At 61.9% G+C, this 16,430-nt stretch carries 11 protein-coding genes; 5 read left to right on the top strand and 6 right to left on the bottom strand.

The features are described from left to right. Positions 1-106: 106 nt before the first annotated feature. Both ACIPQ1_RS00425 and nagZ read left to right on the top strand, forming a co-directional pair. Positions 107-814 carry a TetR family transcriptional regulator gene (locus ACIPQ1_RS00425; protein WP_446533359.1) on the top strand — a complete coding sequence of 236 codons (708 nt, stop codon included), beginning with the start codon at positions 107-109 and terminating at the stop codon, positions 812-814. A gap of 183 nt (positions 815-997) precedes the next feature. Continuing rightward, on the top strand, positions 998-1,996 hold the full coding sequence (gene nagZ, locus ACIPQ1_RS00430; protein WP_250962705.1) for a beta-N-acetylhexosaminidase: 999 nt from the start codon (positions 998-1,000) through the stop codon (positions 1,994-1,996). A 184-nt stretch (positions 1,997-2,180) separates the two neighbouring features. Here nagZ and ACIPQ1_RS00435 read toward each other — a convergent pair whose 3' ends face one another. Genes ACIPQ1_RS00435 through mfd form a run of 3 tightly spaced genes read right to left on the bottom strand, consistent with a single transcriptional unit; the run spans position 2,181 to position 8,912 of the window. Next, positions 2,181-4,874 (bottom strand): DEAD/DEAH box helicase, encoded by a 2,694-nt coding sequence (locus tag ACIPQ1_RS00435; RefSeq protein ID WP_411386945.1) that lies wholly within the window; start codon positions 4,872-4,874, stop codon positions 2,181-2,183. An 11-nt stretch (positions 4,875-4,885) separates the two neighbouring features. Beyond that, positions 4,886-5,452, bottom strand: coding sequence for a CsiV family protein (locus ACIPQ1_RS00440; RefSeq protein WP_186705225.1), 567 nt, complete (start codon positions 5,450-5,452; stop codon positions 4,886-4,888). A gap of 10 nt (positions 5,453-5,462) precedes the next feature. Beyond that, complete coding sequence (gene mfd, locus ACIPQ1_RS00445) at positions 5,463-8,912, bottom strand: transcription-repair coupling factor (RefSeq protein ID WP_072407814.1); 3,450 nt, start codon at positions 8,910-8,912, stop codon at positions 5,463-5,465. A gap of 168 nt (positions 8,913-9,080) precedes the next feature. Here mfd and ACIPQ1_RS00450 point away from each other — a divergent pair, with 168 nt between their 5' ends. Further along, positions 9,081-10,544, top strand: coding sequence for a glyceraldehyde-3-phosphate dehydrogenase (locus tag ACIPQ1_RS00450; protein WP_411386946.1), 1,464 nt, complete (start codon positions 9,081-9,083; stop codon positions 10,542-10,544). Between the two features lie 183 nt (positions 10,545-10,727). On the opposite strand, the gene tcuC is transcribed toward ACIPQ1_RS00450, so the two are convergent. Further along, on the bottom strand, positions 10,728-12,026 hold the full coding sequence (gene tcuC, locus ACIPQ1_RS00455) for an MFS transporter (protein ID WP_250962703.1): 1,299 nt from the start codon (positions 12,024-12,026) through the stop codon (positions 10,728-10,730). Between the two features lie 172 nt (positions 12,027-12,198). On the opposite strand from tcuC, the gene ACIPQ1_RS00460 reads away from it, so the two are divergent. Beyond that, positions 12,199-13,248, top strand: coding sequence for an FAD:protein FMN transferase (locus tag ACIPQ1_RS00460; RefSeq protein WP_446533360.1), 1,050 nt, complete (start codon positions 12,199-12,201; stop codon positions 13,246-13,248). 348 nt (positions 13,249-13,596) lie between these two features. Then, positions 13,597-14,991, top strand: a complete 1,395-nt coding sequence (gene sthA / locus ACIPQ1_RS00465) for a Si-specific NAD(P)(+) transhydrogenase (protein ID WP_003183399.1) — start codon at positions 13,597-13,599, stop codon at positions 14,989-14,991. A 42-nt stretch (positions 14,992-15,033) separates the two neighbouring features. Here sthA and ACIPQ1_RS00470 read toward each other — a convergent pair whose 3' ends face one another. Then, entirely contained in the window at positions 15,034-15,756 is a 723-nt protein-coding gene (locus ACIPQ1_RS00470) for a glycerophosphodiester phosphodiesterase (protein ID WP_053120741.1), read from the bottom strand. Next, positions 15,753-16,349 (bottom strand): PilZ domain-containing protein, encoded by a 597-nt coding sequence (locus ACIPQ1_RS00475; RefSeq protein ID WP_207961299.1) that lies wholly within the window; start codon positions 16,347-16,349, stop codon positions 15,753-15,755. Before ACIPQ1_RS00475 ends, ACIPQ1_RS00470 begins: the two co-directional genes overlap by 4 nt. Positions 16,350-16,430: the final 81 nt, after the last annotated feature.

Here is a 16,430-nt window from a genome sequence, read left to right on the forward strand (position 1 = left end):
TGTGGTTAAATACGTGACCGACCGTTCGCAAAACGCCCCGGCAGGCTTGACAACCCCCTAGGCTGAAACGTATGTTTCAAACAAGTGTTTGTCAGGCGGAGTAACCATGGCCCAGTCGGAAACCGTTGAACGCATTCTCGATGCTGCCGAGCAGTTGTTCGCGGAAAAAGGTTTCGCCGAAACCTCGTTGCGTCTGATCACCAGCAAGGCCGGGGTGAACCTGGCGGCGGTGAATTATCACTTCGGCTCGAAAAAAGCGTTGATCCAGGCGGTTTTCTCGCGGTTCCTCGGGCCTTTCTGCCTCAGCCTCGATCGTGAACTGGAGCGGCGCCAGGCCAAGCCCGACGTCAAGCCAACCCTGGAAGAACTGCTGGAAATCCTGGTCGAACAAGCCCTCGTCGTGCAACCGCGCAGCGGTAACGATCTGTCCATTTTCATGCGCCTGTTGGGCCTTGCGTTCAGCCAAAGCCAGGGCCACCTGCGGCGTTACTTGGAAGACATGTACGGCAAGGTCTTTCGTCGCTACATGCTGCTGGTCAACGAAGCCGCGCCGCGCATTCCGCCCATCGAGCTGTTCTGGCGGGTGCACTTCATGCTCGGCGCCGCCGCGTTCAGCATGTCCGGTATCAAAGCGCTGCGGGCCATCGCTGAAACCGATTTTGGCGTGAACACCTCGATCGAGCAGGTGATGCGCCTGATGGTGCCGTTCCTGGCAGCCGGCATGCGTGCCGAAAGTGGCATCACCGATGAAGCCATGGCGGCTGCGCAACTGCGTCCACGCAGCAAATCGACGCCAGCGCTGGCCAAGGCTTGAGCGCACGGGTGGGCGCGGCTGCCTACATCCGCTAAGCTAGCCGCCCATGCCGACTCTCGTTTCGAACCCGTTCCATTCTTTATTGCATGACCGCGACCTGCCGGGCCTTGGGCCTGGCGGTGTGGTCGTGTCTGTGTCACCGCACGGGTTCATCGTTATTAAGGAAATGCTATGACTGCTGGCCTGCAAGGCTCGTTGATGGTGGATGTCGCCGGTACCTGGCTGACGGCCGAAGATCGCCACCTGTTGCGCCAGCCCGAGGTAGGCGGCCTGATCATTTTTGCCCGCAATATCGAGCATCCACGTCAGGTGCGCGAATTGAGTGCGTCGATCCGCGCCATCCGCCCCGACCTTCTATTGGCGGTGGACCAGGAAGGCGGTCGTGTTCAACGGTTGCGCCAAGGATTTGTGCGGTTGCCGGCGATGCGGGCGATAGCCGACAACCCGAACGCCGAATACCTGGCCGAGCAGTGCGGCTGGATCATGGCCACCGAAGTGCTGGCGGTGGGTCTCGACCTGAGTTTTGCCCCGGTGCTGGACCTCGATTACCAGCGCAGCGCCGTCGTCGGTAGTCGTGCCTTCGAAGGTGACCCCGAACGCGCAGCGTTGCTGGCCGGTGCCTTCATCCGTGGCATGAGCGCGGCCGGGATGGGGGCCACTGGCAAGCACTTCCCGGGTCATGGTTGGGCCGAGGCTGATTCCCATGTGGCGATCCCGAACGATGAACGCAGCCTGGAACAGATTCGCGCCAACGACCTGGTACCGTTCGCCAAGCTGAGCAAGCAACTGGCCGCGGTCATGCCGGCCCACGTCATCTACCCGCAGGTTGACGCCAATCCAGCTGGTTTTTCTCGCCGTTGGTTGCAGGACATCCTGCGCGGCGAGTTGCAGTTTGACGGTGTGATCTTCAGCGATGATTTGTCGATGGCCGGGGCTCATGTGGTCGGTGATGCCGCCAGTCGTATCGAGGCGGCCTTGACGGCGGGTTGCGACATGGGCCTGGTGTGTAACGATCGCGCCGCCGCGGAGCTGGCCCTGAGCGCTGCCCAGCGCCTGAAGGTCAAGCCTTCGGCGCGGATCGCCCGCATGCGCGGACAGGCCTGTGCCTCCACGGAGTACCGCCAGGACCCACGCTGGCTGGCGGCGCTCGGCGCGCTGAGAGCTGCGCAGCTGATTGATTAGTAGGGGATTCTGGTTGTGTGAACATTGCAACCCCCCCCCTGTGGGAGCGAGCCTGCTCGCGATGACGGCAACACAGTCAGCATCTAAGCCGGCTGAACCACTGCTATCGCGAGCAAGCTCGCTCCCACGGTGGCTCTGCGGTGAACACCAGACTCATGGACACCCAGGATGAGTTGAGGGAGTGTCAGCGCTTCTCGAGCTTGTCCGGCAGCGGCGCGAACAGCGCCTCGATATCGTCGCTCTGCAATTTCCAATCGCCGGCCACGCGTCCATCCAGCACGCCAGCGGCGAGGTCGGATTTTTCCTTTTGCAGCAGTTGGATCTTCTCTTCCACCGTGCCTCGGGCTATCAGCTTGTAGACGAACACCGGTTTTTCCTGGCCGATGCGGTAGGCACGGTCGGTGGCCTGGTTTTCGGTGGCCGGGTTCCACCACGGGTCGTAGTGAATCACGGTGTCGGCCTCGGTCAGGTTCAGGCCCACACCACCGGCCTTCAGGCTGATCAGAAAGATCTGACGCTTGCCACTCTGGAACTCCTTGACGGGCGTGCGTCGATCCCGGGTCTGGCCGGTCAGGATGGCGTAGTCGACGCCGCGTTTCTTCAGTTCATCCTCAATCAGCGCCAGCATGGACGTGAACTGCGAAAACAGCAGTACCCGGCGCCCTTCTTCAAACAACTCTTCGAGCATTTCCATCAGGCTGTCGAGCTTGCCCGAGGTGCTGCCTCGGGCGGGCAGGGTGGCGTCGTTGATCAGGCGCAGGTCGCAGCACACCTGGCGCAGCTTGAGCAGTGCTTCGAGGATGATGATCTGGCTGCGAGCCACGCCTTTGCGGGTGATCTCGTCGCGGACTTTCTTGTCCATCGCCAGGCGCATGGTTTCGTAGACGTCCCGCTGGGCGTCGCTGAGTTCGACCCAATGGATGATCTCGGTCTTGGGTGGCAACTCCGTCGCCACTTGTTCCTTGGTCCTGCGCAGCAGGAAGGGTTTTATCCGACCGTTGAGGTGCTGCAGTCGTACATCGCTGCCGCGCTTTTCGATCGGTACACGGTAATCGCGGTTGAAACTCTTGACGTCCCCGAGCCAGCCCGGCAACAGGAAGTGAAACAGCGACCACAATTCGCCCAGGTGATTTTCCAGCGGCGTACCGGACAGGCACAGCCGCTGGCGGGCGTTGAGCTCCCGGGCGGCCTGGGCGGCTTTGCTGGTGGGGTTCTTGATGTACTGGGCTTCATCGAGGATCAGTACGTGAAGTGGCTGCGCTTTCAGGCGCTCGACATCCTTGGGGAGCAGGGCATAAGTGGTGAGGATCAGGTCGTAATCCACCAGCCGTTCGAAATGTTTTTTGCGTCCCGCACCGTAAAGCGCCAGGACCTTGAGCTGCGGCGTGAAGTGGGACGCTTCGTCGAGCCAGTTGGGAATCAGGCTGGTCGGCATCACTACCATGCACGGACGGTCGAGGCGCCCGGCATTTTTTTCACTCAGAATGTGCGCCAGGGTCTGTAGGGTTTTGCCCAGGCCCATGTCGTCCGCGAGGATGCCGCCGACTTCCAGCTGTCGTAGCGACTGCATCCAGCTCAGGCCTTCGAGTTGATAAGGCCGCAGCGTTGCGTTCAGGCCCTCTGGAGCGGTGGCGGTGTAATCCTTGATGTCCCGCAGGCGTTGGGCCAGGCCGCGAATGTGTTCGCCACCTTCCCAGGTCAGCGGCATGTCCTGCAGCGGGTTCAGGCGCAAGGCGTCCGCGCTGTTGAGGCGCAGTTTGGTGGTGCCGGGCTCTTGCAGGTAAAACTCGCCCAGGGTCGCCAGCACCGGTTTCAGCCGGCCATAGGGCAGGGCCACTTGCTGCGGGCCGAACTCCGAGTTCGGGCGGTTGGGCAGGTTGACCAGGATCAGCTCATCGTCCCGGCGCCGGGCCAGGCGTTCGGGATTGAACAATTCGATGTGCGAGCGCATCAGGTTCAACAGGATCGGCAGCAGGCTCAGGCGCTCGCCGTTGACGATGATCCCCAGCTCCAGGTCGAACCAGTCCCGCTCCGGCGTTTCCTCGACCGTGGCATACCACTCGTCCACCGCCGTCAGGTCAAAGCCGAAGTCCTCGTCGATCTGCAGTTCCCAGCCCTGGGTGCGTAGTTTCGGCAGGTCGTTGAGGGTGAAGGTCAGCCAGGCGCTGTCGTTGACCATTTCGTACAGTTCGCCGGCGCTTTCCGGCAGGGCCTTGCTTTGTCGGGTCGCGACTTTGAAGCCGAGGATTCGTAGTTGTTCGCGGTAGGACTGTTCCACATCAGTGTGGCGTTTTATCCGCAACGTCTGGGTTTCCTGGCGAATCAGCACGTCGGTGTTGCGCTGGCCGCTGACGTATTCATCCAGATAACTGAAGGACAGGGCAGCGCGGTGCTGGATGTAGCGCTGCATCTTGCCGTTGCGTGGCTCGAAGGCGCTGAACTCGATACTGGCCAGCCACAGGCGCGGCACCGGCTGCACGTTGTCCACCAGCACTTGTGGCGGGGCCTTGGGGCTGCGGTTGTCCAGCACCGCCTGGAGTTTCTCCAGTAGGTGGGCGTCCTTTTCGGCGGCTGGGTAGGCCAGGGTTTCCTGGACTTGCAGCAACACGGCCGCGCAGTGCTTGCAGTTGATGCGCACCGGGCATGAGCAAGCGGCTTCGAGCAGAATCAGCGTGCCCTTGGCTGACTCTTTAAGGCGAATGGTCTGACGGTAGACGCTGCCGCCAGAGCCTTCGCAACTGGCGATGATGGTGCTATCGCCGGCCTCGACGATCCTGACACGGTTTTCCAGCGCATAACGGCGCCCGCGCTCCAGGCTCTGTTCCTTGAATCGATTGACCCAGGAAGGTGCCAGGGGTTTGCTCAGGGGCGAGGGCATAGGCGCGCCAATCAGTCCGGAATGACTTCAGGTGCCTGCCGAGGTGCGGGCGCAGTCAGCGAAGTGATCTTGATCAACAGGCCGAGGTGGCCGTTGTCGAGGAAGTTCAGTTGGCCATTCTTGGTATGGCTCTGCTGTTTGAGGCGCTCGCTGGCGGTGACCAGGCCATTGGCGTCGATCTGGTTGACCCAGAAATCGGCATCCACGTCGGTGAAACGCCCCAGTTTCAGTTCCAGGGTGCCCTCGATGGGAAACTGGCCGAACTGTTCAGTGCCGTCGCTGATGGCAACTTTTCGGCCCTGTTCGCCGAGGGTCTGCTGCCAGGCCTTGTGCATCAATACGGTGTATTGGCCGCTGGCGGTGAGTTTCTCGACGACGTTGCCCAAGGCCGGCGTGCGCTGGCTGTCCGCGCCCAGGCGTTGCGCGCCGGCGTCCCAGTCTTCCGGTGCGGCGCGGCTGACAATCGCCGGCTCGGCGTTCTGGCGTACCAGGATCATTTCAACCTGATACAGGTCGTCGGCGAACGCCAGGGGAGCGACCAGGGTCAACAACAAGGTCAATGAGCGAAACAGGCGCATGGGGCGTCCTTCAAGCAGTGGTCGGAGTGAGGCGCTCGAACAGCGCCTCTACGGTATTGAAACGCTCTTCCGCGCGTTCCATGGGCACCATGAACTTGAACATCGTGGCGCCTTCGAACTTGTAGCGTTTGGGCTGGCCCTGGATCAACTTGATCAGCACCAGTGGGTCGACCGGCGTCTGGGCCTCGAACTCGATCCGGCCGCCATTGGGGCCGCCATCGACTTTCTTGATGCCCAGTTGCTCGGCCTTGAGCTTGAGCAGCGTGGTGCGCACCAGGTTCTTGGTCGGTTCCGGCAGCAGGCCGAAGCGGTCGATCATCTCCACTTGCAGGTCCTTGAGGCCTTCCTCGTCGCTGGCCGAGGCGATGCGTTTGTAGAGGATCAGCCGTGCGTGGACGTCCGGCAGGTAGTCTTCCGGGATCAGTGCCGGTACTCGCAGGTTGATTTCCGGCCCGCCGCCCAGGGGTTGGTCGAGGTTCGGCTGCTCGCCCTTGCGGATCGACTTGACCGCGCGTTCGAGCATCTCCATGTACAGCGTGAAGCCGACGGCCTGGATCTGGCCGCTCTGGCCGTCGCCGAGTAATTCGCCGGCGCCACGGATTTCCAGGTCGTTGGTGGCCAGCACGAAGCCGGCGCCGAGGTCCTGGGTGTTGGCGATGGCTTCCAGGCGTTTTTCCGCATCCGGGGTGATTTGCTGGCGCGGTGGCGTCAACAGGTAGGCATAGGCCTGGTGGTGGCTACGACCGACCCGGCCGCGCAACTGGTGCAGTTGGGCCAGGCCGAATTTGTCGGCGCGCTCGATGATGATGGTGTTGGCGCTCGGCACGTCGATGCCGGTCTCGATGATGGTCGAGGCGATCAGCACGTTGAAGCGCTTGTGGTAGAAGTCGCTCATCACCTGTTCGAGTTCACGCTCGCGCATCTGCCCGTGGCCGATTCCGATGCGCGCTTCCGGCACCAGCTCGGCCAGGTCGGCGGCACATTTCTCGATGGTCTTCACGTCATTGTGCAGGTAATAGACCTGGCCGCCGCGCAGCAGCTCACGCAGCAGGGCTTCCTTGACCGTGCTTTTGTTCTGCTCCATGACAAAGGTGCGCACCGACAGGCGCCGGGCCGGCGGCGTGGCGATGATCGACAGGTCGCGCATGCCCGACACCGCCATGTTCAACGTGCGCGGGATCGGCGTGGCGGTCAGGGTCAGGATGTCGACTTCGCTGCGCAGGGCCTTGAGCTGTTCCTTCTGGCGCACGCCAAAACGGTGTTCTTCGTCGATGATCACCAGCCCCAGGTTCTTGATCTTCACGTCGTCCTGCAGCAGCTTGTGCGTGCCGATGACGATGTCGATCTTGCCCTCGGCCAGGTCGGCCACGGCGGCGTTCACTTCCTTGGTGGATTTGAAACGGCTCATCACTTCCACGGTCACCGGCCAGTCGGCGAAGCGGTCGCGGAAACTGTTGTAGTGCTGCTGGGCCAGCAGGGTGGTCGGGACCAGGATCGCCACCTGTTTGCCGCCATGCACGGCAATGAAGGCGGCGCGCATCGCCACTTCGGTCTTGCCGAAGCCCACGTCGCCACACACCAGTCGATCCATGGGCTTGGGGGCGAGCATGTCGGCGCGCACGGCTTCGATGGTGGTCTGTTGGTCGACGGTTTCTTCGAAGGGGAAGCCGGCACTGAAGGTTTCGTAGTCGGCTTTCGGATCGGCGAAGGCGTAGCCCTCGCGAGCCGCGCGACGGGCGTAGATGTCCAGCAGTTCGGCAGCGACGTCGCGCACCTGTTCGGCGGCCTTGCGCTTGGCTTTCTGCCAGGTTTCCGAGCCCAGGCGATGCAGCGGGGCCAGGGCATCGTCGCTGCCGGTGTAGCGAGCGATCAGGTGCAGGTTCGCCACTGGCACGTAGAGCTTGGCGCCCTCGGCGTACTCAAGGGTTAGGAACTCGGCGGCCTGGTTGTCGATTTCCAGTGTCGCCAGGCCCAGGTAGCGACCCACGCCGTGATCGATGTGTACCACCGGCGCGCCTTCACGCAGCTCGGTGAGGTTCTTGATGACGGCGTCGTTGGCGGCGTCGGCACGTTTCTCGCGACGGCGGCGCTGCATGACCCGCTGGCCGAACAACGGACTTTCGGCCACCAGTGCCAGGGCCGGGTCATCCAGAACCAGGCCGTCGTTCAGCGGCGCGATGGTGATCGCCAGGCGATCCTTGCCGGCAACGAAGTCCGGCCAGCTGTCGACAGTCTTCGGTCGCAGCTTCAAACGTTCGAGCAGTTCCAGCAGCACTTCGCGACGTCCCGCGGATTCGGCGGTGAACAGTACGCGGCCGGGGAATGCATCGAGAAAACCCGCCAGCGCCGCCAGCGGTTGCGTGGCCTTGGCTTCGATGGCCAGGTCCGGCAATGCCTTGGCCGGGAAGCGCTCACGGCCGACGCCGGTTTCCACGTCCTGCTGGCTCGCCACCACGCGCGGCCAACTCTTGAGACGGGCAAAACAATCTTCCACCGGCAGGAACAACTCGGCTGGCGGCAATAGAGGCCGGGACGGATCGACGCGACGCTCTTCGTAGCGGTTGCGCACATCGTTCCAGAAATTTTCCGCCGCTTGCTCGATGCCTGGCAGGGAAAACACCTGGGTGTCCTGGGGCAAGTAATCGAACAGGGTGGAGGTTTCTTCGAAAAACAGCGGCAGGTAGTACTCGATACCGGCGGGCGTGATCCCGCTGCTCAGGTCCTGGAAGATCGGGCAACGGCGGAAATCCACATCGAAGCGTTCGCGAAAGCGCGCCTTGAAGCGGGTCACGGCGTCTTTCTGCAACGGGAATTCCTTGGCCGGCAACAGGCGGATCGACTGCACCTTGTCGATGGAGCGCTGGTTTTCCGGGTCGAAGGTGCGCAGCGTCTCGATTTCGTCATCGAACAGGTCGATGCGATACGGCAGTTTGCTGCCCATCGGGAACAGGTCGATCAAGGCGCCGCGCACCGCGAACTCGCCGTGCTCATACACCGTGTCGACGCAACGATAGCCACTGGCCTCGAGGCGGGTGCGCATTTGCTCGACGTCGAGCTTCTGGCCGATGTCCAGCACCAGGCTGCTGCCGAGCAGAAATTGGGTCGGGGCCAGGCGATGTAGGGCTGTGGTGATCGGCACTACCAAAACGCCATGACTGAGCTCCGGCAGCCGATAAAGGCTGGCGATTCGCTGGGAAATGATGTCCTGGTGCGGTGAAAACAGGTCGTAGGGCAGCGTTTCCCAGTCCGGAAAATGCAAGACCGGCAAATCCGGCGCGAAGAAACTCAGCTCCTGTTCCAGCCGTTCGGCGCTTTGGCTGTCGGCGGTCAGTAGCAGGGTGAAACGCTTTGCAGCGCTGGCAGCCTCGGCGATGGCCAGGCTCAGGGCGGCACCGGGCAGGTTGCCCCAGTGCTGTTTACCTGCCGCGGCAGGGAGAAGCGGAAGACGCAGAACGGGCACGGAAGATTGAGCTCCAGCATTGCGACAAAGTCGACAATTGTAGCGGGGGAAGGGGGCTGCTGTCAGTCGCAGACTACCCAGGCAGGCAGGAAAACCACGGCGCGACGGGCGCGCATTGCTCCGCAGAGGACTCGGCGGCATAATGTAGCCCCTTTTTTCAGCCCCTACATGTGGAAGGTTACCGTGACTCAGAAGCCCGACCAGTGTCTTGGTGAATGGATTGATCGTGAAGCGCTCGCCGAAGCGATGATCCCTCTCATCGGTCAGCTCTACCGCAATAACAACGTGGTGAGCTCGATCTATGGCCGCAGCCTGATCAACCAGTCTGTCATCGCGATCCTCAAAGCCCACCGCTTTGCGCGCCACCGTTCTTCCGACGACAGCGAACTCTCCGTCCACGAAACATTCCCCCTGCTCAAGGCCATGAGCGAGCTCAAGCTCGGCGCGGCTTCGGTGGACCTGGGCAAGTTGGCATTCAAATTCCGCAACGAAGGCAATGGCCGCAGCGCCGAGCAATTCGTGCGTGAAGAGATGGCTGATGTGGTTGGCCAGCAGAACGTTTCGGCTCGCAAAGGCACTGACGTGGTCCTGTACGGCTTCGGTCGTATCGGCCGTCTGCTGGCGCGCATCCTGATCGAAAAAACCGGTGGTGGCGACGGCCTGCGCCTGCGGGCCATCGTGGTGCGCAAGGGCGCCGAGAACGACCTGACCAAGCGCGCCAGCCTGCTGCGTCGCGATTCGGTCCATGGTTCGTTCAATGGCACCATCACCATCGACGAAGAAAACAACACCATCACCGCCAACGGTAACCTGATCCAGGTGATCTACGCGAAGAACCCGACCGAGGTGGATTACACCCAGTACGGCATCAAGGACGCACTGCTGGTGGACAACACCGGCGTATGGCGTGACGCCGACGGCCTGGGCCAGCACTTGGCCTGCCCGGGTGTCGACCGCGTTGTCCTGACCGCGCCTGGCAAGGGCAAGCTGAAGAACATCGTTCACGGCATCAACCACGGCGAAATCACTGCTGACGACAAGATCGTCTCCGCCGCTTCTTGCACCACCAACGCCATCGTGCCGGTGCTCAAGGCCGTGAACGACAAGTTTGGCATCGTCAACGGTCACGTCGAAACGGTTCACTCGTACACCAACGACCAGAACCTGATCGACAACTTCCACAAGGGCGATCGCCGTGGCCGCAGCGCAGCGCTGAACATGGTCATCACCGAGACCGGTGCCGCCACCGCCGCCGCCAAGGCCCTGCCTGAACTGGCCGGCAAGCTGACCGGCAACGCGATCCGCGTGCCGACGCCGAACGTGTCGATGGCCATTCTCAACCTGAACCTTGAGACAGCCGCCACCCGTGAAGAGATGAACGAGTACTTGCGCTATATGGCGCTGCACTCCGAGCTGCACAAGCAGATCGACTTCGTCAATTCCCAGGAAGTGGTGTCCACCGACTTCGTGGGCTCGCGCCACGCCGGTGTGGTGGATGCTGAAGCCACCATCAGCCAAGATAACCGCGTTGTGTTGTACGTCTGGTACGACAACGAATTCGGTTACAGCTGCCAGGTGGTTCGCGTGATGGAAGACATGGCCGGGGTAAACCCGCCAGCGTTCCCGCGCTAAGCGTTAGCCGCTTGTGGAAACGCCCCGACTTGTCGGGGCGTTTTTTTGTCTGGAGTTTGTGGTGCCTGGGCTGGCCTCATCGTCGGATCGCCGCCCGGAGCAAGCTCGCTCCCACATTGGACCGCATACATCAGCAACAACTCGGTCAACTGTGGGAGCGAGCTTGCTCGCGATGACGATTTATCAGGCGCCGCCCACTACGGAAGCCTGCGCCGTGCGCAGTTCATGCCGATTACCCTTGAACAGTACCAGGGTGGCAATCAGCCCCAGCACTGCCGCCCCAGTGAGCCATATCCCCGGTGCGGCCTTGTTGTCGAGCACATGGATCAGGTAGGTACAGGCTGCCGGGGTAAACCCGCCGAACGTTGCCGTCGCCAGGCTGTAGGCCAGGGAGAACCCGGTGGTGCGCACCTCGACCGGCATGATTTCCGTCAAGGCGACGACCATTGCACCGTTGTAGGATCCATATAGGAACGACAGCCACAGCTCGACGATCAGCAAATGGCTGAAACTGGGGTTCGCCACCAGCCAGGACAGGGCCGGATAAGCGGTCAGGATCGCCAGGACAGTCGCACCGAGCAGCAGGGGTTTGCGTCCGATCTTGTCGGAAAACGCCCCCATCACTGGCAGCCAGAAAAAATTCGACAAGCCGATGCACACCGTGACCAGCAGCGCGTCCAGGTCCGACAGGTTCAACTCGGCCTTGCCAAAGGTCGGTGTGTAGGCGGTGATCAGGTAGAACGACACGGTGGTCATCACCACCAACGCCATGCCGGCCAGGACGATGCCGAAATTCTGACCGATTGAGCGGACGATTTCCGACAGGGTAGGGCGATGTTTTCTTGCCTGGAACTCGGGCGTTTCCTCCAGCGAGCGACGGATCATGAAGATTGCCGGGACAATCATGCAACCCACCAGGAACGGTACGCGCCAGCCCCAATCCCCCATCTCCTGGGGACTCAACCAGTGATTGAGGCCAACCCCCAGCAGACCGGCAAACACCACGGCGGCCTGTTGGCTGGCCGATTGCCAACTGACAAAGAAGCCCTTGCGCCCCGGCGTGGAGATTTCCGCCAGGTAAACCGACACGCCACCCAGTTCCACGCCGGCGGAGAAACCTTGCAGCAAGCGGCCGAGCAGCACCAGCAAGGGCGCCGCCACGCCGAGGACGGCGTAGCCCGGCACGCAGGCGATCAGTATGGTGCCCATGGCCATCAGCACTAGGGTGATGATCAAGCCTTTGCGACGGCCATGGCGGTCGATGTAGGCACCGAGAAAAATCGCTCCCAGGGGGCGCATCAGGAACCCGGCACCGAACGTGGCCAGGGACAGCATCAGCGAGGCAAACGCACTGTCGGCGGGGAAGAACGTCTTGGCGATGGCGGTGGCGTAGAAGCCATAGACCATGAAGTCGAACATCTCCAGGAAGTTGCCGCTGACAACGCGAAAAATCGCCTTGCCGTTGCTCGTGTTGGAAGACATGGGTAGGTACTCACTTTCACATTTTTTTGGAAACGCAGGACCTGTGGGAGCGAGCTTGCTCGCGATGGCTATGTGTCAGCCACCTTGGTGCCGAACGTTCCGCCGCTATCGTCGGATCGCCGCCCGGAGCAAGCTCGCTCCCACAGGCTTTTTGTTCGCGCCGTAGCCCATAATGGCGGGCGCGGTTTTGAGGAGAGATGAAGATTTGTTAACTGGACGATGGATAGGCCTTGTGGTGCTGGCCGGCGTGTTGTCCGGTTGCGGCGGTGGCGACACCTTGGAGCGCTTCGACGGCCCGACCATGGGCAGTCACTATTCCATCCAGTACGTCAGGCATCCCGCCGGGCCCGGTCCGAAAACGGTGCAGGCCGAGGTGGAAAACATCCTGGCCGAAGTGGATCGGCAATTCTCGACCTATCGCAGCGACTCGGACGTCGAGCGCTTCAATGCGCTGCCGGCCAACAGTTGCCAGGTCATGCCTGGCCCGGTCCTGGCGTTGATCCGCGTGGGCGAGCAATGGTCGGTCCAAAGCGATGGCTCCTTCGACCTGACGGTGGAGCCACTGTTGAACCTGTGGGGCTTCGGTCCCCAGTCCCGCACAGAGCAAGTGCCGAGCGCCGAGGCACTGGCCGAGGTGCGCCAGCGCGTTGGCCACGAGCATCTGCGCATTGAGGGCGATCGGTTGTGCAAGGATGCTGCGGTAGAGGTCGACTTCAACAGTATCGCCGCAGGTCATGCCGTCGACCGCATCGCCGCCAGGCTCCAGGCCTTGGGCATCGACAGTTACCTGGCCGAAGCCACCGGTGAACTCAAGGCTGTCGGGCGTAAGCCTGATGGTTCGGCCTGGCGCATTGCCCTGGAAGAGCCTCGGGATGACCGGCAAGTGGCTGAGCGTATCATCGAGGTCAACGGCTACGGGGTTTCCACCTCGGGTGACTACCGTAAATATTTCGAGCAGGGCGGCCAGCGTTATTCGCACACCTTTGATGGGCGTACTGGTGCGCCGGTCCTACACAACCTGGCGTCCGTCACGGTGATTCATCCTTCGGCGATGATGGCCGATGGACTATCGACGCTGTTGCTGATTCTCGGTCCTGAACGGGGTTGGGACTATGCCGAAAAAAATCACATCGGGGTATTTTTCGTGCTGCGGGATGGGGAGCGTTTCGTCAGCCGCACCAACGACATCTTTGAACGGATGACCCGTGGAAAAAACCAATGACCACTGAAGCGGGATTACCGTGGCGAAGGAGCTTGCTCCCGCTTGAGTGCGAAGCGCTCACAAAAGGGGGCCGCTGCGCAGCCCAGCGGGAGCAAGCTCCCTCGCCACGATGATTTGGGCAAATCTTAAGTGAACGCTGACAGCGTTTTGAAAGCCTACCTGTGGCGAAATAGCGCAGGCAAAACTAGCCTACGACGCGACCAAGGGGTAATGTGCGCGGCGTTGACGCTTCTATAGACTGTGGCCGGGCGCGTGAACCGGCCTAAAATTGTTCCTTCATGCCGCCGGCCGGCATGATTTAGCCGTGGATGCCAAGCGTGGCATCGCGGCCTGTTCTGAGGAGTACGCATGGCTGTCTACAACTACGACGTGGTGGTACTGGGCTCCGGCCCGGCGGGGGAAGGCGCGGCAATGAACGCCGCCAAGGCAGGGCGCAAGGTGGCGATGGTCGACAGCCGTCGGCAGGTCGGCGGCAACTGCACCCACTTGGGTACCATCCCGTCCAAGGCCTTGCGTCACTCGGTCCGGCAGATCATGCAGTTCAACACCAACCCGATGTTCCGGGCCATCGGCGAACCGCGCTGGTTCTCCTTCCCGGACGTGCTCAAGAGCGCCGAGAAGGTCATCTCCAAGCAAGTGGCCTCGCGTACCGGCTACTACGCCCGCAACCGCGTGGACGTGTTCTTCGGCACCGGCAGCTTTGCCGATGAGCAGACGGTCGAAGTGGTCTGTGGCAACGGCGTGGTCGAGAAGCTGGTGGCCAAGCACATCATCATCGCCACCGGTTCGCGCCCGTATCGCCCGGCCGACATCGATTTCAACCATGCGCGGATCTACGATAGCGACACCATCCTGAGCCTGGGCCACACCCCGCGTAAGCTCATCGTCTACGGTGCCGGCGTGATCGGTTGCGAATATGCCTCGATCTTCAGCGGCCTGGGTGTGCTGGTGGAACTGGTGGACAACCGCGGCCAGTTGCTGAGCTTCCTGGACTCGGAAATCTCCCAGGCCCTGAGCTATCACTTCAGCAACAACAACATCACCGTGCGCCACAACGAAGACTACGACCGCGTCGAAGGCGTCGACAATGGCGTCATCCTGCATCTCAAGTCTGGCAAGAAGATCAAGGCCGACGCCTTGCTCTGGTGTAACGGCCGTACCGGCAATACCGACACCCTGGGCCTGGAAAACATCGGCGTGAAGGTCAACAGCCGTGGCCAGATCGAAGTCGACGAGAACTACCGCACCTGCGTGCCGAACATCTACGGTGCCGGTGACGTGATCGGCTGGCCGAGCCTGGCCAGTGCCGCTCACGACCAGGGTCGTTCGGCCGCCGGCAGTATTGTCGACAACGGCAGCTGGCGCTTCGTCAACGACGTGCCGACCGGCATCTACACCATTCCGGAGATCAGCTCGATCGGCAAGAACGAGCAGGAGCTGACCCAGGCCAAGGTGCCGTACGAGGTGGGCAAGGCATTCTTCAAGAGCATGGCGCGTGCGCAGATCGCCGGCGAGCCGCAAGGCATGCTGAAGATCCTGTTCCACCGCGAGACCCTGGAAGTGCTCGGCGTGCACTGCTTCGGCTACCAGGCATCGGAGATCGTGCACATCGGCCAGGCGATCATGAACCAGCCGGGCGAACTGAACACGCTGAAGTACTTCGTCAACACCACGTTCAACTACCCGACCATGGCCGAAGCCTATCGGGTAGCCGCCTACGACGGGCTCAACCGGCTTTTTTGAGCGGCTCCGGCCGGTGGCCTGAGCCGGCCGGGGAGACCGATTTCAGCAATTCTCGAGGGTGGCAGTGGCCAAACCGGGAAAGTCTGTAATCAGGCTGTCAGCGCCAAAGTCGGCGAGCCTGCGCATGAGCGCGGGCTCGTTGACGGTCCACACCGACACATGCAGCCCCTGGCGCTGCGCCTTGGCCAGGCGTTCCGGCGTGCACAGGGTCCAGTTCAGCGCCAGAATCTCGCAGCCGTAGCTCTGGGCGACCTTCAACGGGTCGAGCCAGGCGTATTCGGCCACCAGTCCACGGGAAATGTCCGGGGTCAGGTCCAGGGCCGCCTTGAGCACTTCCCGGGAACTGGAAGTGATGGTGATCTTGTCCAGCAGCCCGAAACGCTGGGCCATTTCGCGGATGCCCAGCACGGTGGCGGCGGCGCGGGTGCGTGAAGCGCTCTTGACCTCCAGTTGCCAATGCTCGAAATCACATTGCTCGAACAGCTCCTCCAAGCGCGGGATCGGGCACGGCTTGATCCAGCCCGGGCCACCCTTGCGCGCATCGTAGGTCACCAGCTCTGCGGCGGAATGCTCCACCACCTTGCCGCGCCGGTCGGTGGTGCGCTTGAGGGTCGGGTCGTGGATCACCATCAACTCGCCGTCCATTGAAAGATGCAGGTCCAGCTCGCAACGGCGTACGCCGTGCTTGAGGCACTCCTGAAAACCGGTCAGGGTGTTTTCCGGCGCTTCGCCCTTGGCGCCGCGGTGGCCATAAATGAGGGTCACGGTTCTTCCTTATTGATACCTGATTCGTTCAGTTCCCGGGCCAGGCGCCGTTCTTGCGCCTGTTTCTGCAGGATGTAGCGGGCCAGCAACTGGCGCTGGGCGTCGGTCGGGCGTTCGAACTCGGTGCCCACGTCGTAGCCGTCGCCCTTGGGGTCGCAGTGCGTGACCCGCGCCCGCAGCAGCAAGCCGAGGGCCTGGGGCATCAGCACCAGCTTGATCGACAGGTGCGCGCCGACGGCGATGGGGGTGGGGTATTGGAAGTCGATGCCGCCTTCGGAAATGATCACTGGCTGCGGTTCACCGATTTCGCCGAGCACCGTCAAGGCAATGACCTGGCTGAGCAGGTCGATGCGTTTGTTCATCGCCTTGAGGTACGCCGCGATGCTGCGTTCGCGCTCGCTGATTTGGCGCAGCAGGTGTTGCGACTCGAATTCGCTCAGGTGCAGTTCGCTGAGCAGATTGAACAATGGAGAAGCATCCTGCAACACTTCCTGGCCAGCAGCTTCAGGAATGGACAGGGGCCGAATTTCCAGTGCGATCGTGTCCTCGATACGGTAGTATTCGCGGCGATCTTCTTCATCTAATGTCGACATGGCGAACCCATGGTAGCGGCGGTGGTCTGAGTGTAAAGCTGGTTTGTGACCCCCGCCACAAGGACGTTCCTTTTCCCTCCG

The sequence above is a fragment of the Pseudomonas sp. LARHCG127 genome, assembly GCF_052871455.1.

What these genes read in the sequence shown, in the direction of transcription:
- ACIPQ1_RS00450 (WP_411386946.1), top strand. Translation starts at nt 9,081, where the DNA reads ATGTGGAAGGTTACCGTGACTCAGAAGCCCGACCAGTGTCTTGGTGAA.
- ACIPQ1_RS00425 (WP_446533359.1), top strand. Translation starts at nt 107, where the DNA reads ATGGCCCAGTCGGAAACCGTTGAACGCATTCTCGATGCTGCCGAGCAG.
- tcuC (WP_250962703.1), bottom strand. Translation starts at nt 12,026, where the DNA reads ATGTCTTCCAACACGAGCAACGGCAAGGCGATTTTTCGCGTTGTCAGC.
- ACIPQ1_RS00475 (WP_207961299.1), bottom strand. Translation starts at nt 16,349, where the DNA reads ATGTCGACATTAGATGAAGAAGATCGCCGCGAATACTACCGTATCGAG.
- ACIPQ1_RS00440 (WP_186705225.1), bottom strand. Translation starts at nt 5,452, where the DNA reads ATGCGCCTGTTTCGCTCATTGACCTTGTTGTTGACCCTGGTCGCTCCC.
- ACIPQ1_RS00460 (WP_446533360.1), top strand. Translation starts at nt 12,199, where the DNA reads ATGGCGGGCGCGGTTTTGAGGAGAGATGAAGATTTGTTAACTGGACGA.
- ACIPQ1_RS00435 (WP_411386945.1), bottom strand. Translation starts at nt 4,874, where the DNA reads ATGCCCTCGCCCCTGAGCAAACCCCTGGCACCTTCCTGGGTCAATCGA.
- sthA (WP_003183399.1), top strand. Translation starts at nt 13,597, where the DNA reads ATGGCTGTCTACAACTACGACGTGGTGGTACTGGGCTCCGGCCCGGCG.